Origin of the sequence: Streptosporangium sp. NBC_01810 (genome assembly GCF_035917355.1) — a bacterium.
In the GTDB taxonomy this organism is placed as follows: domain Bacteria; phylum Actinomycetota; class Actinomycetes; order Streptosporangiales; family Streptosporangiaceae; genus Streptosporangium.
This window is the reverse complement of record NZ_CP109070.1, coordinates 4,877,309-4,895,540: the sequence shown is the minus strand read 5'-3', so window position 1 is coordinate 4,895,540 and position 18,232 is coordinate 4,877,309. Positions and strand designations below refer to the sequence as shown.

The 18,232-nt window shown below is 70.5% G+C and carries 19 protein-coding genes; 14 read left to right on the top strand and 5 right to left on the bottom strand.

All coding sequences use genetic code 11. The features are described from left to right. Positions 1-98: 98 nt before the first annotated feature. The 4 genes from OIE13_RS21300 to OIE13_RS21285 all read right to left on the bottom strand — a co-directional run bounded on the left by OIE13_RS21300 (position 99) and on the right by OIE13_RS21285 (position 1,788). Positions 99-302: a DUF4236 domain-containing protein gene (locus tag OIE13_RS21300; RefSeq protein WP_326637067.1), complete on the bottom strand. Its 204-nt coding sequence runs from the start codon at positions 300-302 to the stop codon at positions 99-101. A gap of 72 nt (positions 303-374) precedes the next feature. Further along, entirely contained in the window at positions 375-569 is a 195-nt protein-coding gene (locus tag OIE13_RS21295; RefSeq protein ID WP_326637068.1) for a DUF4236 domain-containing protein, read from the bottom strand. 260 nt (positions 570-829) lie between these two features. Further along, complete coding sequence (locus OIE13_RS21290; RefSeq protein ID WP_326637073.1) at positions 830-1,300, bottom strand: ferritin-like domain-containing protein; 471 nt, start codon at positions 1,298-1,300, stop codon at positions 830-832. Continuing rightward, positions 1,297-1,788, bottom strand: a complete 492-nt coding sequence (locus OIE13_RS21285) for a hypothetical protein (RefSeq protein ID WP_326637075.1) — start codon at positions 1,786-1,788, stop codon at positions 1,297-1,299. Before OIE13_RS21285 ends, OIE13_RS21290 begins: the two co-directional genes overlap by 4 nt. Before the next feature lie 192 nt (positions 1,789-1,980). Between OIE13_RS21285 and rimP the strand changes: the two genes are divergently transcribed. The 9 genes from rimP to OIE13_RS21240 all read left to right on the top strand — a co-directional run bounded on the left by rimP (position 1,981) and on the right by OIE13_RS21240 (position 11,461). Beyond that, entirely contained in the window at positions 1,981-2,481 is a 501-nt protein-coding gene (gene rimP / locus OIE13_RS21280; protein ID WP_326637077.1) for a ribosome maturation factor RimP, read from the top strand. Between the two features lie 12 nt (positions 2,482-2,493). Next, positions 2,494-3,501 (top strand): transcription termination factor NusA, encoded by a 1,008-nt coding sequence (nusA, locus tag OIE13_RS21275; RefSeq protein ID WP_326637079.1) that lies wholly within the window; start codon positions 2,494-2,496, stop codon positions 3,499-3,501. After that, a complete protein-coding gene (locus OIE13_RS21270; RefSeq protein WP_326637081.1) occupies positions 3,485-3,787 on the top strand; it encodes a YlxR family protein in 303 nt (100 codons plus the stop codon). The genes nusA and OIE13_RS21270 overlap by 17 nt, the downstream gene beginning before the upstream one ends. Positions 3,788-3,930: 143 nt before the next feature. Continuing rightward, complete coding sequence (gene infB / locus OIE13_RS21265) at positions 3,931-7,086, top strand: translation initiation factor IF-2 (protein WP_326828613.1); 3,156 nt, start codon at positions 3,931-3,933, stop codon at positions 7,084-7,086. A 108-nt stretch (positions 7,087-7,194) separates the two neighbouring features. Beyond that, positions 7,195-7,494 carry a DUF503 domain-containing protein gene (locus OIE13_RS21260; RefSeq protein ID WP_030904200.1) on the top strand — a complete coding sequence of 100 codons (300 nt, stop codon included), beginning with the start codon at positions 7,195-7,197 and terminating at the stop codon, positions 7,492-7,494. A 67-nt stretch (positions 7,495-7,561) separates the two neighbouring features. Next, on the top strand, positions 7,562-8,044 hold the full coding sequence (gene rbfA / locus OIE13_RS21255; protein ID WP_326637087.1) for a 30S ribosome-binding factor RbfA: 483 nt from the start codon (positions 7,562-7,564) through the stop codon (positions 8,042-8,044). Next, the gene (locus OIE13_RS21250; RefSeq protein ID WP_326637088.1) at positions 8,041-9,039 is read left to right on the top strand and encodes a DHH family phosphoesterase; all 999 of its coding nucleotides are present in this window, start codon (positions 8,041-8,043) and stop codon (positions 9,037-9,039) included. The genes rbfA and OIE13_RS21250 overlap by 4 nt, the downstream gene beginning before the upstream one ends. Positions 9,040-9,072: 33 nt before the next feature. Further along, positions 9,073-9,972 carry a tRNA pseudouridine(55) synthase TruB gene (gene truB, locus OIE13_RS21245; RefSeq protein ID WP_326828612.1) on the top strand — a complete coding sequence of 300 codons (900 nt, stop codon included), beginning with the start codon at positions 9,073-9,075 and terminating at the stop codon, positions 9,970-9,972. A gap of 91 nt (positions 9,973-10,063) precedes the next feature. Continuing rightward, a complete protein-coding gene (locus tag OIE13_RS21240; RefSeq protein WP_326637092.1) occupies positions 10,064-11,461 on the top strand; it encodes a leucyl aminopeptidase in 1,398 nt (465 codons plus the stop codon). A 161-nt stretch (positions 11,462-11,622) separates the two neighbouring features. On the opposite strand, the gene OIE13_RS21235 is transcribed toward OIE13_RS21240, so the two are convergent. Then, the gene (locus OIE13_RS21235) at positions 11,623-12,444 is read right to left on the bottom strand and encodes a FadR/GntR family transcriptional regulator (protein WP_326637094.1); all 822 of its coding nucleotides are present in this window, start codon (positions 12,442-12,444) and stop codon (positions 11,623-11,625) included. Between the two features lie 123 nt (positions 12,445-12,567). On the opposite strand from OIE13_RS21235, the gene OIE13_RS21230 reads away from it, so the two are divergent. Genes OIE13_RS21230 through OIE13_RS21210 form a run of 5 tightly spaced genes read left to right on the top strand, consistent with a single transcriptional unit; the run spans position 12,568 to position 18,226 of the window. Next, the gene (locus tag OIE13_RS21230; protein ID WP_326637096.1) at positions 12,568-13,470 is read left to right on the top strand and encodes a proline iminopeptidase-family hydrolase; all 903 of its coding nucleotides are present in this window, start codon (positions 12,568-12,570) and stop codon (positions 13,468-13,470) included. Positions 13,471-13,477: 7 nt separating this feature from the next. Further along, positions 13,478-15,178, top strand: a complete 1,701-nt coding sequence (locus OIE13_RS21225; protein WP_326637098.1) for an ABC transporter substrate-binding protein — start codon at positions 13,478-13,480, stop codon at positions 15,176-15,178. 9 nt (positions 15,179-15,187) lie between these two features. After that, positions 15,188-16,219 (top strand): ABC transporter permease, encoded by a 1,032-nt coding sequence (locus OIE13_RS21220; protein ID WP_326637100.1) that lies wholly within the window; start codon positions 15,188-15,190, stop codon positions 16,217-16,219. Further along, positions 16,219-17,187: an ABC transporter permease gene (locus OIE13_RS21215; protein ID WP_326637102.1), complete on the top strand. Its 969-nt coding sequence runs from the start codon at positions 16,219-16,221 to the stop codon at positions 17,185-17,187. The genes OIE13_RS21220 and OIE13_RS21215 overlap by 1 nt, the downstream gene beginning before the upstream one ends. Next, a complete protein-coding gene (locus tag OIE13_RS21210) occupies positions 17,180-18,226 on the top strand; it encodes an ABC transporter ATP-binding protein (protein WP_326637103.1) in 1,047 nt (348 codons plus the stop codon). Before OIE13_RS21215 ends, OIE13_RS21210 begins: the two co-directional genes overlap by 8 nt. Positions 18,227-18,232: the final 6 nt, after the last annotated feature.

The following is an 18,232-nucleotide window of genomic DNA, read 5'->3' as shown; positions in this document are numbered from 1 at the left end:
GGGCCGGGAGGCGACGATCTCGTCCCGCGCCACCACGCATGTGAAGGAGCGGCCCACCCGCGGCGGGTGGGCCGCTCCTTCCCGTCTGTGGCCCCGTCTCAGTAGCGGCGGTAACGGGAACTCCGGCCGATCGTCCTGCTCACGTGGAATCCGCCGGGCAGGTTGATGGTCACGTGTTTGCGGCCGTCGGGAGTTCTCGCGACGTGGAATCTGCGATTGCCGAAGCTGTGGCCGACCCCTCGTGGAGACAGGTCGATCCGGAAGGGACCGATTTTGATTGACTTTCTGTATCCCCAGCCCATTGTTCTCTCCCCGAGCCTCGTGCCGTGTCAGAAGAACGACCGGCGTTCGCGAACGGTTCCCGGGAAACGCCGTCAGCGACGCGCACCGCTGCCGAGCGTCTTGCGCCAGTGGAAACCGCCGGGCAGGTTGACGCTCAGCGTGCGGCGCCCATCTGCCGTCCTGGTGACCCTGAAGGCGCGGTTTCCCCAGCTGTGACCCACTCCACTCCGCGAGAGGTTAAGACGGAACGGACCGAACTTCATGGATTTCCGATATCCCCAGCCCATTGCTCCTCCTTAGGCGGTTTCACGGAGATTCAGCTACCCGGCAGGCACCGTACAAACATGCTCGAAAGCGGTTTTGAATCTCATCTCATGAACGCGGAGACCGTCGTCGGGCGTCGATACCGCGCCGACCAGCCCGTCACTCCGGGAAATCCTTACTCCGGGAAAGCGGCCATCGGTCAACGACCCCCTCCTGAAGGAGGGGGCTTGAGGCGCGGTAACGCGCTTTGAAGCCCCGCGTTGACCAGCCCTGGCCGTGAAAGTCACTCGGTGGCGGTCGCCGTGGGGGAGACGGTGGGTGAGGTGCTGGGGGAGGCGGCGGGCGCGGGCGGCATGCCGGGGAAGGTGTCGATCTCCGGGCGCAGGTCGTAGGAGCGGGTGACGCACTCCTGCATGGCCAGCGCGGCCATCTTGCGCAGCGCCGTGTCGGCGGAGGCCGCCAGTTCCAGATAGGCGCCGGTCACCCTCCGCTCGACCAGCACGGCCAGCTCCACCGCCTGCGCCGCCGTGGACGGCGTGACCGGGAGCTCGTAGGCCGCGGTCGGCTCGGCCGGGGTGCCGCCCATGGTGATGATCGTGGCGCGGAGCCGGTCACGGCGGGCGCGGTGGGCGTTGTAGGCCGCCGTCATCTCGGTGCGCAACCTGCCCGTGCTCCTGGCCCCGATGACCCCGTACGCGTACACGGCGGCGTGCTCGGCCGCCAGCGCCGCGCCGAGCCCCTGGCCGGCCCTCACAGTGATCTCGACAGGGCCAGGGCGTGCGCGGCCTCGCAGGCGCCGATGGACGCGATCAGCTGGGCCAGCGGGGGCGAGGCCCCCTCGACCTGGCGGGTACGGAGCGCCGCCGCCCTGCGCTCCAGATCGCGAAGGGCCCGTACCGACGCCTTGCCGCCCGCGGACGCGCCGCCGGATGGCGTGGGCGAGGGCGAGGGCGTGGGCGTCGCGGAGCCGGAGACGGCGCCGGGCGGGAGGCGGCGGCGAAGCTCGGCCAGATGGGCCTCGTGCCGCTGCCTGAAGGGCGCGAGCCTGGCCGAGGCGGCCGAGGCGTACAGGGCCACTGCCCGCTCCTTGCCGGCGATCAGCTCCCGCAGGAGCACGGTCTCGGGATCGGGACGCTCGGCCACCGGAGGCACCCGTTTCTCGGCGGCGCATCCCGCGACGGTCACGGCCGCCGCCCCTAGAGCGCCGCCCCGCAGCAGGGCGCGCCGGGAGACGGAACGCACGGACGACCTCCGGTTCTGTGTCGACAGCTGACGCTCCTAGCATCGTACGGGCTTGGAATAATGGCACTCACCTCGCTTCTCGGGCGGCTCCGCCACACCGAGTGGCGCTGTTTCCACGCCCTGGTGTGGATAGGCTGGTTAATCGCATGGGCGAGGTCCGCCCGGCTGAGATCGTGACAATGGGAGGTCGGCATGGGCAGCGCCACATCCCGCGACCGCCTGATCAAGCTTCTGGAACCTGTCGTCGGAGCCGAGGGGCTCGACTTGGAGGACGTCACGGTCACCCCCGCGGGCAAGCGGCGGCTGTTGCGTGTCGTCGTCGACCGTGACGGCGGCGTGAGCCTCGACGACGTCGCGGAGGTCAGCCTCGCGGTCTCGGCGACGCTGGACGCCGACGACGCGATGGGAACCACCCCGTACGTGCTGGAGGTCTCCTCTCCGGGAGTCGACCGTCCGCTCACCGAGCCGCGCCACTGGCGCCGCGCGGTGCGGAGGCTGGTCAAGGCCGACCTGCGGGACGGCACCGCCGTGGAGGGCCGGATCGTCGCCACCGACGAGACCGGCGTGGAGCTGGACGTCGACGGCGCGCCGCGCCGCATCGACTATGAGGACCTGACCCGAGGACGGGTTCAGGTGGAATTCCGCCGGCTCGACGACGCCGAAGACGACGGCGAAGACGGCGACGAGGGCTAAGGGGGAAGCCTCGTGGACATCGACATGAGCGTCCTGCGCAGCCTGGAGCGGGAGAAGGACATCTCCTTCGACCTGGTCGTCAAGGCGATCGAGGACGCGCTGCTGATCGCATATTTCCGGAGCGAGGGCGCGGCGGCCAAGGCGCGCGCCGAGCTCGACCGCAAGTCCGGGCACGTGACCATCTTCGCCGCCGAACTCGACGACGAGAGCGGGGAGGTGCTCAGGGAGTTCGACGACACCCCGGGCAACTTCAGCCGCATCGCCGCGACCACCGCCAAGCAGGTCATCCTGCAGCAGCTCCGTGACGCGGAGGACGAGATCAACTTTGGCGAGTTCGCCAGCCGCGAGGGCGAGCTGGTGGCGGGCGTCATCCAGCAGGGCAAGGACCCGAGGGTGGTCCTGGTCGACCTGGGCAAGATCGAGGCGGTGCTGCCGCACAGCGAGCAGGTCCCGGGTGAGGAGTACGTCCACGGCGAACGGATCCGCTGTTACGTGGTCCAGGTCAAGAAGGGGCACAAGGGCCCCTCGGTGACCCTGTCGCGCACCCACCCAGGCCTGGTGAAGAAGCTCTTCGCCCTGGAGGTGCCGGAGATCGCCGACGGCACGGTCGAGATCGCCGCCATCGCCCGCGAGGCCGGTCACCGCACCAAGCTCGCGGTCCGCTCGCGGCGCCCGGGGGTGAACGCCAAGGGCGCCTGCATCGGGCCGATGGGCTCGCGCGTGCGCAACGTGATGACCGAGTTGCACGGTGAGAAGATCGACATCATCGACTGGTCGGAGGATCCCGCGGAGTTCGTGGGGAATGCCCTGTCGCCGGCCCGCGTTTCTCACGTAGAGGTGATCGACTTCGACGGCCGTGCCGCGCGGGTGACCGTGCCGGACTACCAGCTCTCCCTCGCCATCGGCAAGGAGGGGCAGAACGCCCGACTGGCCAATCGCCTCACCGGCTGGCGCATCGACATCCGTCCCGACACCCAGCCGGGGGACGCGGCAGGTTCCGCAGATGCGCCCACACGGTAAGCTGGAATATGGTGGCCAGGCTGTCCCACTGAGAACATGTGTGGGGTGCCGGGTTCGCACGGTTTCCTCCGAGCTGCTCCGCCTGGTGGTGGTCGAGGGCGTTATACTCCCTGACCTGCGAAGACGGCTCCAGGGGCGTGGTGCTTCACTGCATCCCACCCTGAGCTGTCTCGAACTCGCAGAGCGTCGCCGAGCGTTTCCGCGCGCGTTTCGCGTCGCGGTTCCGCTCGACCTGTCGCGGCTGCGTGGCCACCTGGAAGAGCAACAGGCTGAAAGGATCGGGTGAAATGGTTACCGACTGTCATGTAGGACGCCGATTTGATGGGCTGGTCAGATAGCTATGAGCGCCTGATGAGCATGCGGCGATGAGTACGTCAACGTAACGACGGTCCGGCGGCACCGCCTCCCGGGCCAAGACAAGGGAGTGCAGTGGCGAAGGTCCGGGTATACGAGCTCGCCAAGGAGTTCGGTGTGGAGAGCAAGGTCGTCATGGCCAAGCTCCAGGAGATGGGCGAGTTCGTGCGTTCGGCGTCCTCGACTATCGAAGCACCGGTAGTCCGCAGGCTCACAGAAGCGCTGGGCGGCCCCAGTAAGGGTTCGTCCGACAGGGGCAGAGGCCCCAGGCCGCCTCATGCGGCACCTCGGCCGGGTGACGGCCAGCCAAACGGCGCCCCTTCGGCGTCGACATCCATCCCCAAGCCGGGACCGGCCCCGCGGCCGGGACCGCGACCGGGTCCCATGCCGGCTCGTCCGGCGGCTCCCGCGCCGCAGGCCCCGCCGGTCGTTCCCCAGCCGGAGCCCCAGCAGGCGCAGCCCCCGCAGCCGCCGCGGCAGCAGCCGCCGCAGGTGCAGGCGCCGCGCTTCGAGGCGCCCCGCGACAGCGGCCGTCCGGCGGCCTCCGGCCCCAAGCCGGGTCCGCGGCCCGCTCCGCGCCCTGGTCCCGCGGCGCGCCCCGAGGGGCGTCCGGAGGGCCGTCCCTCGGGTGGTCCCGGAGGAGCGCCCTCGGGCCCCAGGTCCGGTGCCGGCGCGGGTGCGCCCAAGCCGGGTCCGCGTCCGGGCCCGCGTGGTCCGCGCCCCGGTAACAACCCGTTCTCGTCGAACGCCAGCGGCATGGGCCAGGCCCGTCCGCCGCGTCCCGGCGGTCCCGGTGGCCACGGAGGCGGCCCCGGCCGTGAGGGCGGCCCCGGCGACAGAGGGCCGCGTCCCGGTCCCCGCGAGGACCGCGGTCCCCGCGAGGGTCGCGACAGCGCCGGTCCCCGTCCGCCCGGCGCCCGTTCCGGTCCGCCCGGTGCGGCCGGTCCGCGTCCGGGTCCCGGCGCGGGTGGCCCGCGTCCCGGTGGCGGTGCCGGTGGCCCCGGTGGTCCGCGTCCCGGTGGTCCGCGTCCCAGCCCGATGATGATGCCGCAGGGCCGGCCCGCCGGTCCCGGTGGCGGCGCAGGCCGCCCCGGTGGCGGTGCGGGTGCCGGTCGTCCCGGTGGCGGCGCGGGCCGTCCCGGTGGCGGTGCCGGTCGTCCCGGTGGCGGCGGCGGTTTCGCCGGCCGTCCGGGTGGCGGTGGCGGCGCCGGTCGTCCCGGTACCGGAACCGGTGGTCCCGGTGGCGGCGGTGGCGGCGGTTTCGCCGGCCGTCCCGGTGGTGGTGGCCGTGGCCGCGGTGGAGGCACCGCGGGCGCGTTCGGCCGTCCCGGAGGACGCCCGACCCGTGGTCGCAAGTCCAAGCGCCAGCGGCGTCAAGAGTTCGACAACATGCAGGCCCCGGCGATCGGCGGCGTGCAGGCTCCTCGCGGCAACGGGCAGACGATCCGCCTGTCGCGCGGCGCCTCCCTGTCGGACTTCGCCGACAAGATCGGTGCGATCCCGGCGTCCCTGGTGCAGATCATGCTGCACCTGGGCGAGATGGTGACCGCCACGCAGTCGGTCAACGAGGAGACGCTCCAGCTTCTGGCCGCCGAGCTCGACTACAACCTGCTTGTGGTCAGCCCGGAGGAGGAGGACCGCGAGCTCCTGGAGACCTTCGACATCGAGTTCGGCGAGGACGAGGGCGACGAGTCCGACCTGGTCGCGCGCCCGCCGGTGGTGACCGTCATGGGTCACGTCGACCACGGTAAGACCAAGCTGCTCGACGCCATCCGCAACACCAACGAGGTGGCGCAGGAGGCGGGTGGCATCACCCAGCACATCGGTGCCTACCAGATCGCCACCGAGCACGAGGGCGAGGATCGGAAGATCACCTTCATCGACACCCCGGGTCACGAGGCGTTCACCGCCATGCGTGCCCGAGGTGCCAAGGTGACCGACATCGCCGTCCTGGTCGTCGCGGCCGACGACGGCGTGAAGCCGCAGACCATCGAGGCGCTCAACCACGCCCAGGCGGCCGACGTGCCGATCGTCGTCGCGGTCAACAAGGTCGACAAGGAGGGGGCGGACCCGAGCAAGGTGCGCGCCCAGCTCACCGAGTACGGCCTGGTCGCCGAGGAGTACGGCGGCACCACGATGTTCGTCGACATCTCCGCCAAGAACGGGACCGGCATCGAGAACCTTCTCGAGGCCATCCTGCTCACCGCGGACGCCGAGCTCGACCTGCGGGCCAACGACACGATGGACGCGCAGGGCGTCGCCATCGAGGCCCACCTCGACAAGGGCCGCGGCCCGGTCGCGACCGTGCTGGTCCAGCGCGGCACGCTCCGGGTCGGCGACTCGATCGTCTGTGGCGAGGCCTTCGGACGCGTCCGGGCGATGCTCGACGACAAGGGCGAGGCGATTCAGGAGGCCGACCCGTCCCGCCCGGTGGCGGTCCTCGGTCTGACCGCGGTGCCGGGCGCCGGTGACAACTTCATCGTCGTCACCGACGACCGGATGGCACGCCAGATCGCCCAGCAGCGCGCGGCGCGCAAGCGCATCGCGGACATGGCCAAGTCCGGCCGTCGCCGCACCCTCGAAGAGCTCTTCAGCGAGATGGAGAAGGGCCAGGTCGACGAGCTCAAGCTCATCATCAAGGGTGACGTCTCCGGTTCCGTCGAGGCTCTGGAGGACGCGCTGCTCAAGATCGACGTCGGCGACGAGGTGCGCCTGCGGGTGCTCCACCGCGCCGTCGGTGCGATCACCGAGTACGACGTCAACCTGGCGGTCGCCGACGACAACGCGGTCATCATCGGCTTCAACGTGCGTCCCGAGGTCAGGGCGCGCGATCTGGCCGAGCGCGAGGGCGTCGACATCCGCTACTACTCGGTCATCTACCAGGCGATCGAGGAGATCGAGGCGGCCCTCAAGGGCATGCTCAAGCCGGAGTTCGAAGAGGTCCAGATGGGCACCGCCGAAGTCCGCGAGGTCTTCAAGGTGCCGAAGATCGGCAACATCGCCGGTGCTCTGGTCCGCTCGGGCACGATCGTCCGCAACAGCAAGGCCCGTATCATCCGCGGCGGGGTCGTCATCTCCGACAACCTCACCGTCTCCTCGCTGCGCCGCTTCAAGGACGACGCGACCGAGGTGCGTGAAGGGTTCGAGTGCGGTATCGGTGTCGGCTACAGCGACATCAAGATCGATGACGTCATCGAGACCTTCGAGATGCGGGAGAAGCCGCGCGCCTGATGCCTCGGACAGGCAGGAGGACCGTCCCGCCGGTCGCCCCCTTGGGGGCGTCGGCGGGCGGTCCGTCCCTCCCGATGGCACGGTGACGACCGTGGCGAGTGATCCACTATGTATGTAGGTGCCCTGACATTGGACATCCTGCTCGGCGAGGTCCACTCGCTGAAGCAGAAGCGCTCGGTGGTGCGTCCCATCGTCGCCGAGGTGCAGCGACGCTTCCCGGGTGTGGCAGTCGCGGAGACCGGTCATCTTGATCTGCATCGCCGTACCGAGATCGGGATCGCGGTCGTCTCCGCCACCGCCGCCAACTGCGGTGCGGTGCTGGACGACTGCGAGCGGCTGATCGCCTTCCGGCCGGAGATCGAGTTGCTGTCCGCCAGACACCGGCTCTACAACGAGGACGAGGACTAGATGGGGGGACGGCCGGTGGCGGAAGCACCCCTCCCGCTCCGGCCGTCCCCACAAGAAGGGGGGAGCTATGGACGCCGCGCGAGCACGCAAGATCGCCGACCGGATCCAGCAGATCGTGGCGGAGATGCTGGAGCGCCGGATCAAGGACCCCAGGCTGGGGTTCGTGACCGTGACGGACACACGGATCACCAACGACCTGAGTGAGGCCACGGTGTTCTACACCGTTTTCGGCTCGGAGGCCGAGCGGGCCGACTCCGCACTGGCGCTGGAGAGCGCCAAGGGGCTCATCCGCTCGGAGGTGGGCCGCCAGACGGGTCTGCGCCACACGCCGACGCTGACGTTCACCCACGACCCGCTCCCTGACACCGCCCGTCATCTGGAGGACCTGCTCGCCGAGGCGAAGGCCAGGGACGTGGAGATCGCCAAGCGGGCCGAGGGGGCTCTGCACGCGGGGGACGCCGACCCTTACCGCAAGCCCGAGGACAGGGCCGGCGACTCCGAGGACGAAGAGGACGAATCCTCGGAGCGCGCGGGATATTCCGCGACGTGACGCCCGACCCGCGTGACGACGGCCCGGTGCCCGGTCAGGACTGGGACCGGGCCGCCCGGATCATCTCGGCCGCGGACGAGGTCGCGCTGGCCTGCCATGTCTCGCCCGACGGTGACGCGCTCGGCTCCATGCTGGGCGTCGGGCTCGCGCTGCGCGCGGCGGGCAAGCGGGTCACCGCGTCCTTCGGCGACCGGAGCTTCCACGTGCCCAGGCTGCTCCGCTTCCTGCCGGGGCAGGACCTGCTGATCGACCCCGCGCACTATCCCGCCGTACCCGAGGTGATGGTCACCTTCGACCTCCCCACCGTTGAGCGCCTTGGCACCCTGGCCGGAAACGCGGCCGGGGCGCGAGAGCTGATCGTGCTGGACCACCATCCGTCCAACACCGGGTTCGGCACGCTCAACCTGGTCGACCCCGGCGCCGCCGCCACCGCCGTGCTCGCCGAGGAGTTGATCCACAGGCTCGGCCTGCCGATCGACAGGGACATCGCGACCTGCCTGTACGTCGGGCTCGTCACCGACACCGGCTCGTTTCGGCACTCCTCCACCACCCCGCGGGCGCATGCCATGGCCGCCCGGCTGGTGGCATGCGGGCTTGACCCCGAGGAACTCGCCCGCGAGCTGTGGGACCGCTCCCCGTTCGGTTACCTGAAGGTGCTCGGTACCGCGCTGGACAGGGTCCGGCTGGAGCCGGAGGTGGGCGGTGGCCTGGTCTGGACGTTCGTCACCCGGGCAGACCGGGCCGCGCACGGGCTGCCGTACGACGAGGTGGAGGGGATCATCGACGTGGTCCGGCGCACCGACGAGGCGGACGTCGCCGCGATCCTCAAGGAGGACGACGAGGGTGCCTGGCAGGTCTCGACGCGGTCCAAGGGAGGGGTGGACGTCTCGCGCGTCTGCGCCGAACTGGGCGGCGGCGGGCACGCCAGGGCGGCGGGTTTCACCTCCCACCTGCCCGTCGAGGAGACGATCGCCAGTCTCCGGGCACTGCTGTAGAACTCTCCTGGCACGTCTGTCAAAGGAATCCCATTGAGCACGGCTCGCGCCAAGCGCACCCCGCCGCCGAGCGGCCTGATCATCGTCGACAAGCCCGCCGAGTGGACCTCGCACGATGTCGTGGCCAAGCTCCGCGGCATCGCGGGCACCCGCAAGGTCGGCCACGCGGGCACCCTCGATCCGATGGCCACCGGCGTGCTGGTGGTCGGCGTCGAGAAGGCCACCCGCCTGCTCGGCCACCTCGCGCTCACCGAGAAGGGCTACGATGCCACGATCCGCCTCGGCCAGGCCACCAACACCGACGACGCCGAGGGGGAGATCATCGCGACCGCGTCGGCGGCGGGTGTCGCCGAGGAGGACGTCCGAAAGGGGGTCGCCGCACTGACCGGCCCGATCATGCAGATCCCGCCGCAGGTCAGCGCCATCAAGGTGAACGGCGAGCGAGCCTACAAGCGAGCCAGGGCGGGGGAGGAGGTCGAGCTGAAGGCGCGCCCGGTGACCGTGTCGGGCTTCGAGATCATCGGCATCCGCCGCGACGGCGACCTGATCGACGTCGACGTCTCGGTGACCTGCTCCAGCGGCACCTACATCCGCGCGCTGGCCCGTGACCTGGGGGCCGATCTGGGCGTCGGCGGCCACCTGACCTACCTGCGCCGCACCCGCGTGGGGCCCTACGACCTGTCGATGGCGCGCACCGTCGAGCAGCTCTCCGCCGAGTGCTCGATCCTGCCGATGGCCGACGCGGTCGCGGCGGCCTTCCCTCGCCGCGACGTGACCGCCGAGGAGGCGAGCACCGTCTCGCACGGCGGGCGGCTGCCCTCGCTGGGGCTGGGCAAGGGGCCGATCGGCGTGTTCGGCCCGGACGGCACCCTGCTGGCACTGGTCGAGGAGCACGACAAGATCACCAGGTCACTGGCGGTGTTCGTCTCCTGACCCGGTGACCCGGTGACCCGGTGACCCGCGTGACCTGGCAGTGCTTTAAGGTTCGTGAACCGAACCATTTAGTCCTGTTAGGAGTCGTCTCATGGAGGTGTCCCTCTCCTCCCTGCCCGCCGCCGAGATCGCCGCGGACCTGCTCGTCCTGCCGGTGCGCGAGGGGCACGACCCCGGGCTCGGCCTCGGCGGCGTGTTCGGCCAGGTCAGGTTCACCGGCAGGGCCGGTCAGGACCTGCTGCTGCCGCGCCGGGACGGCGACGTCTTCCGCGCGGCCGCGGTCCTGCTGGTCGGGCTCGGCACCGACGACGGCGAGCACGCGGTACGGCGGGCGGTGGGCCGCGTCGCGCCACGGCTCGCCGAGTTCCCCACCGTGGCCATCGCCTTCCCCCACGCCCAGGCGGTCATCGAGGGCGTGCGGCTGGGCGGTTACCGGTTCGACGGCTACAAGAGCGAGCCATCCGGGCATGCCGTACGCGAACTGATCATCCTGGCGGCTGAGAACCCCGCGGGGGTCGTGCGGGCCGGGATCGTCGCCGACGCGGTGACGTTCGCCCGCGACCTGGTCAACACCCCGGCCGGTGACCTGGTCCCGATGGACCTGGCCGAGCGGGCGCGGGAGATGGCCGGGGCGTGCGGGCTGGGCGTGCGGGTGCTGGAGACCGGTGCGCTCCGCGAGGGCGGCTTCGGCGGCATCCTCGGCGTCGGCGCGGCCAGCGCGAACCCGCCCTGCCTGATCGAGGTGAGCCACCCCGGTGACGGCGCGAGCGGCACGGTCGGCCTCGTGGGCAAGGGCATCACCTTCGACTCCGGCGGTCTCGCCATCAAGGGCCTCGGGGCGATGTCCACCATGAAGTGTGACATGGCGGGTGGGGCGACCATGCTCGCGGTCGTCCAGGCCGCCGCCAGGCTGGGGCTGCCGGTGGGGGTCACCGCCGTGGTGCCCGCGGCCGAGAACATGGTCAGCGGCTCCGCCACCCGGCCCGGGGACGTGCTCAGGCACCGCAACGGGCGGACCACCGAGGTGACCGACACCGACAGCGAGGGCCGTCTGGTACTGGCCGACGCGCTCGCCTACCTGGCCGAGAGCTCTCCCGACGTGCTGATCGACGCGGCCACGCTGACCTACTCGGTGATGCACGCGCTCGGTGAGGACATCACCGGGGTGATCGGCAGTGACCGGGGGCTGGTCGGCGAGCTGATCGCGGCCGGTTCACGGGCCGGTGAGCCGATGTGGGAGCTGCCGCTCTGGGAGCCGTACGCCGACAGGCTCGCCTCCGAGGTGGCCGACGCGAAGAACGAGGGCGGCAATCTGGCCGACGCGACGATCGCCGCGCTGTTCCTGCGGCCGTTCACCGCCGGCCTGCCCTGGGCCCACCTGGACTTCGCCACGACCGCCTACCTGGACAAGCCCACCGACCTGGGCCCGGTGGGCGCGACCGGTGCGATGGTCCGCACGCTGATCGGCTATCTGGAGACCCGCCCCTAGCCTGGACCGCGGCTTCCTGGACGGTCCTGTCCGGGAAACCGGTCGCCGAACGGGGCCGGGGCTGTCCGGGGATCGGTCGCCGAACGGGGCCGGGGCTGTCCGGGGATCGGTCGCCGGGTGGGACGAGGCTGCCCGGGATCTGGTCGCCGGGCGGGTGCGGGCTATCCGGAGGCCCGTTCCTGGGCGCGTTCGAGCATGGCGCGCATCATGTCGGAGGTCAGGGCGAAGTGCTGCTCCGACAGGGAGCCTGCCCGCTCGGCGTCGCCGGCCGCGATGGCCTCGTAGATCTTCCGGTGCTCGGTCAGCGCCCGCTGGTAATCATCGGGATCGTCCTCCCCGTACGGTTCGACGGGGAATCCGAGGCTCACCCGCGTCAGCAGGTCCCGGCTGAGCGCGCTGATCTTCGGGTTGGCCGTCGCGGCCAGTATGGCGCCGTGGAAGGCCGCGTCGGCCGCCTGTTCCTGGCCCAGCGTGCCGGCCGTCGCGTAGCCGTCCAGCGCCACGCGCATGGCCGACAGGTCCTCGTCCGTACGGCGGAGTGCGGCGGTCCGCGCGACCAGCCCCTCCACCAGGCAGCGCAGGTCGAACAGCTGCTCCAGCTCGGGCCAGCGGGGCAGGAGCGTGCGGCGCACGGCGGAGGCCGTGGCCTCGGTCCAGCTCGTCCTGACGTAGGCCCCGCCGGTCCGGCCGCGCTTGATCTCCACGATGCCCACCGCCTGGAGCCGGCCGATGGCCTCGCGGACCGTCGCGCGGCTCACGTCGAGGATCGTGGCCAGCTCGCGTTCTCCGGGGAGGCGTTCGCCGGGCAGGTAGTCGCCTATCGCGACGGCGGTCATCAGCCGATCGGCCACCTCGGTGGCCACCGACTGCACCCTGACGGGGCTGAGCACGGAGGACTGGGTGGCGTCGCCCAGCACCTGGCCCAGCATGCGGGAGAGATCGTCGGTGCCGGGGGACGTCGCGTCGGGGTACACACCCGGCACGTTACACAACCTTACGATTCCAAAAAAGGTATTGTGTTCAGGCCATTAATCCATATGATGTCCACGACATGGACATTCGGCTCATCTAGTGGCATATGCCCACTTGTTGTATGGAGGACTGCGGTGGCGATCCCCGAACCGACCACCCAGGGCCTGGCCCCCTTCAAGGACTGGCATACCTGGTACCGCGTCACGGGAGACCTGAACGCGGGCAAAGCCCCCCTCGTCGTGCTGCACGGCGGCCCCGGCGCCGCCCACGACTACACCCTGCGTATGGCGCGGCTGGCCGAGCAGGACCGGGCGGTCGTCCACTACGACCAGCTCGGTGTGGGGCTCTCCACCCACCTGCCCGATCGCGGCGCCGACTTCTGGACGGTCGAGCTCTTCCTCGCCGAACTGGACAACCTGCTGACCCATCTCGGCATCGCCGGCGGATACCACCTGATCGGCCAGTCGTGGGGCGGCATGCTGGCCGCCGAGCACGCGGTACTCCGGCCCGAGGGCCTCAAGGGGCTGGTCATCGCCGACTCGCCCGCCTCGATGGGGCTCTGGCGCGAGGAGTGCGACCGGCTGCGCGCCGAGCTTCCGGCCGAGGTCGAGCGGACGCTCCGCGAGCACGAGGCCGCCGGGACCACCGGCAGCCCCGAGTACCGCGCGGCGGAGAAGGTGTTCAACGCCCGCCACGTCTGCATGATCGTTCCCAACCCGCCGGAGGTCCTGGCCAGCGACGCCAAGACCGCGGAGGACCCGACCGTGTACCACACGATGAACGGGCCGACCGAGTTCCACGTCGTCGGCAGCCTGCGGGACTGGTCGGTGGTCGACAGGCTGCACCAGGTGACCGCGCCCACCCTGCTCGTCTCCGGGCGGCACGACGAGGCCACCCCTCGCACCGTGCAGCCCTTCGCGGACCACATCCCCGACGTCCGATGGCAGATCTTCGAGCACTCCAGTCACATGCCGCACATCGAGGAAGAGGAGCTCTTCCTGCAGGTGGTCGGCTCATTCCTCGACTCCACGGACTAGGACCCCCATGAAGCGCAACATCCCGATCGCAGCGGGCGCGGCCCTGCTCGCCCTGTCCGTCGCCGCCTGTTCCGGCGCCTCCGCCCCGGCCGGGTCCGCAGGGCAGGCCGGCCCGGCCGGATCCTCCCAGGCGGGCTCAGCGGGCTTCCAGGAGCAGCACAAGGGCGGCACGCTCCGCCTGCAGGCCAAGGCCGGCGACGGCACGCTCGACCCGCACATCAACTACAGCAACGGCAACTGGCAGGTCTTCCAGGCCATGTACGACGGCCTGCTGGCCTTCAAGAAGGTCGGTGGCGAGGCCTCCTACGACCTGGTCCCGGACCTGGCCGAGGCCATGCCCCAGGTCAGTCAGGACGGCAGGTCCTACACCTTCACCCTCCGCAAGGGCGTGAGGTTCGCCGGCGGCGGCGAGGTCACCGTCGACGACGTGGTGGCCTCCTTCGAGCGGATCTACAAGGTCTCCGGGCCGACCTCCGGCACCTTCTACGCCGGGATCGTCGGCGCCGAAGACTGCGTCAAGAAGCCGAAGGGCTGCACGCTCGAGGCGGGCGTGGTCGCCGACAAGGCCAAGAACACGGTCACGATCAACCTGGTCGAGCCGGACTCGGAGTTCCCGCTCAAGCTCGCGCTGCCGCACGCGGCGGTGCTGCCGAAGGACACCCCGGACAAGGACCAGGGCACCAAGCCGATCGGCGGCACCGGGCCCTACACGGCGGCCTCCTACGACCCCAACAAGGAGCTCAAGCTCGTCCGCAACCCCAACTTCACCGAGTGGTCGCGCGAGGCGCAGCCGCAGGGGTACCCGGACGAGATCGTCTACTCCTACGGCCTCACCGCCGAGGCCGCGGTCACCGCTGTCCAGAACGGCCAGGCCGACTGGGTCTTCGACCCGCTGCCCGCCGATCGGCTCAGCGAGATCGGCACCAAGTACGCCTCCCAGGCGCACGTGAACCAGCTCTCGGCCTTCTGGTACCTCCCGCTCAACGTCAACCTCGCCCCGTTCGACAAGCCCGAGGCCCGTCAGGCGCTCAACTGGGCGATCGACCGCCAGGCCGTGGTGAAGATGTTCGGCGGGGCCAACGTGGCCCAGCCCGCCTGCTCACTCCTGCCGCCCGGCATCCCCGGTCACGCCGACTTCTGTGACTTCCCCAAGCAGGACCTGGCCAAGGCCAGGGAACTCGTCCAGCAGTCGGGCACCGCGGGCCAGGAGGTCTCCCTGGTCGTCGCCGACGACGACGTGAGCAAGCAGATCGGCGAGTACGTCCGCAGCACCCTGGAGCAGATCGGCTACCAGGCCAAGCTCAAGGTCATCTCGACGAACATCCACTTCACCTACATCCAGAACGACAAGAACAAGGTCCAGGCCAGCGTCTCCCAGTGGTACGCCGACTACCCCGCCGCCTCGGACTTCCTGAACGTGCTGCTGTCCTGCGCGTCCTTCCGCCCGGGCAGCGACTCCAGCATCAACATCTCCGGCTTCTGTGACAAGGACATCGACGCCCGGATGGCCGAGGCCATGACGCTGGACCGGACCGACAAGAACGCCGCGAACGCCAAGTGGGGCGAGATCGACCGCGACCTGACCAAGGCAAGCCCGATCATCCCGCTGTTCACCCCCAAGCAGGTCGACTTCGTCTCCAGCAGGGTCGGCAACTACCAGTTCCACAAGCAGTTCTTCATGCTCATCTCCCAGCTCTGGGTCAAGTAGGTGAGCACGATGAGCGGGGCGGAGACCATCCCCGCGGTCGCCGCCACGGTCCGGCCCGGTGCCGGCCCGTGGCGGCAGGCCGCCGTCCGGATCCTGCGCAACCGCTCGGCGATGATCGCCGGAGCCGGACTGCTCCTCATCGTGCTCGTCTGCCTGCTGGCCCCGGTCTACGCGGGTTCGATCGCGCACACCGACCCGTTCGTCTCCAACATCTCCGGCACCACGGTCGTGGACGGCCAGGAGGTCCAGGTCCTCCAGCAGAGCACCGAGGGCCTCGGTCTGGGCGTCACCCCGATCGGCCCGACCGGCGACCCCGGCCACTACCTGCTCGGGGCGGACAACCAGGGCCGCGACGTCATGGCCAGGCTCCTGTACGGCGGGCGCAACAGCCTGCTGATCGGCGTCTCCGCGGCGCTGCTCTGCTGTGCGCTGGCCACCGTGCTCGGCGTGGTCGCCGGCTATTTCGGCGGCTGGATCGACGCCGTGCTCTCCCGGTTCTTCGACGTGATCTGGGCCTTCCCGGTCTACCTGCTGGCCATCTGCCTGTCGGTGGTGCTGCTCACCAGCGGCCTGCACCTGGGGCCGGTCCACATCGACGCGGGCAGCCTCGCACTGCCGATCGTCATCATCGCGATCATCTACGTCCCCTACGTGGCCCGGCCACTGCGGGGCCAGGTGATGGCGCTGCGCGACAAGGAGTTCCTGCACGCCGCCGTCGGCCTGGGCGCGAGCGACCTGCGGATCATGCGCCGTGAGGTGCTGCCGAACATCCTGCCCACAGTGGTGGTGTTCCTGCCGCTGATGACGGCGCTCAGCATGCTCACCGAGTCGGCGCTGTCGTTCCTGTCGGTCGGTGTCCAGTCGCCCGACGCGAGCTGGGGCACGATCATCAACGACGGCCTCGCCCTGCTCTACACCCGGCCGATGATCACTATCGCCGCGGGGCTGTTCGTCGCGCTGACCGCGGTCGTGCTCAACGTCTTCGGCGACGGCGTGCGCGACGCGCTCGACCCGAACGCCCGGCTGCGGGGAGGCGCCTGATGATCGGCTACATCCTGCGGCGCTTCGGTGCCGCGCTGCTCGTCCTCTTCGCGATCAGCGTGCTGGTCTTCCTGATCTTCTTCGCCACGCCGGGCGTGGACCCGGCGGCACGCATCGCGGGCAAGAACGCCGACCCGGCCACGCTGGAGCAGGTGCGCGCGTCGTTCGGCTTCGACCAGCCGCTGCCCGTGCAGTACCTGATGATGATGAAGCACCTGTTCGTCACCCAGGACCTCACCTCGTTCGTCAACCGGGGCACGCTGGTGATCCCGCAGATCATGGCCGCGGTCCCGGTCACGCTCTCGCTCGTCGCCGGCGCGGCGGTGATCTGGATGGTGCTGGGCGTGGCGATGGGCACCCTCGCCGGCGCCATGCGCGGCACGGTGGTCGACCCGCTGGTCATGCTGCTCGGCGTCTTCGGCGTCTCGCTGCCGGTCTACTGGCTGGGCGAGGTGGTCAACCTCATCACCCAGAAGGAACTGCACGACTCGGTCTTCTCCTGGGTCCCGCCGCTCGGCTACGTCCCGCTCTCGCAGAGCCCTGGACAGTGGGCGCTGCACCTGCTGCTGCCCTGGCTCACCCTGGCCCTGCTGTACGCCGGGATCTACGCCAGGCTGCTGCGCGGCGAGCTGATCCAGGCGCTGAACGAGGACTACGTGCGCACCGCCCGCGCCAAGGGCCTGTCCGAGTGGCGCATCCTGATCAGGCACGCGCTGCGCTGCTCGCTGATCCCGATCGTGTCGCTGTTCGGCCTGGACTTCGGCGCCCTCGTCGGGGGCGCGGCGTTGCTCACCGAGGTGGTCTTCGGCCTGCCGGGCATCGGCAAACTCACCTACCAGGCGCTGCAGAACCTCGACCTGCCCGTGATCATGGGCACGGTCCTCTACGCCGCCTTCTTCGTCGTACTGGCCAACGCCGTGGTGGACGTCCTGTACGCCCGGCTCGACCCTAGGGTGCGCCGTGCCTGACCAACCGCTTCTCGAAGTCGACGACCTGCGGGTGCGCTTCCGCACCGGCAGGGGCCGGTTCACGGCCGTCGACGGGCTGTCCTTCTCCGTACGGCCCGGCGAGGTGCTGGGCATCGTGGGGGAGTCGGGCTCGGGCAAGAGCGTGTCGATGCTCGGCGTGCTCCGGCTGATCCGTACCCCTAATGCCGAAATTTCTGGAAGTGTGATCTTCCGTGGCCGTGACCTGCTGTCGCTGAAGGACAAGGAGATGCGGGCCGTCCGGGGGCGGGAGATCGCCATGATCTTCCAGGACCCGATGACCGCCCTCACCCCCGTCTACACGGTCGGCTGGCAGATCGCCGAGCAGATCCGCGCCCACGAGAGGATCTCGAAGAGGCAGGCCCGCGACCGCGCGGTCAAGCTGCTCGACGAGGTCGGCATCCCGGCCCCCGGCAAGCGGGTGGACTCCTACCCGCACGAGTTCTCCGGCGGCATGCGCCAGCGCGTGGTCATCGCCATGGCGCTGTCGTGCAACCCCGGGCTGCTGATCGCCGACGAGCCCACCACCGCGCTCGACGTCACCACCCAGGCGCAGATCCTCGACCTGATGCGCCGCCTGCGCACCGACCACGGCTCGGCGATCGTCATGATCACCCACGACATGGGCGTGGTCTCGGAGATCGCCGACGAGGTCTTGGTCATGTACGGCGGGCGCGCGGTCGAGCGCGGTCCCCGCGGAAAGGTCTTCCACGCCCCCCGCCACCCCTACACCTGGGGCCTGCTCGACTCGGTGCCCCGGGTGGGCGGCCCGCGCGTCCGGCGGCTGCCCACGATCCCGGGCGCCCCCGGCGCCTCGGGCGGCGGCTGCCCCTTCGCCGACCGCTGCGTCCACCGCCACCACGCCTGCGACGAGGTCCCCCCGCTCGTCGGCGTGGCCGGCCACCTCGACGCCTGCCTGCTGCCCCGGGAGGGCAGGGAGCGGATCCGTCGCGGCGACCGCGACGGCCTGGTGGCGTCCCCGGCACGACAGACCGCCCTCGCGGCGGATGAGGAGCGTTGAGCGACC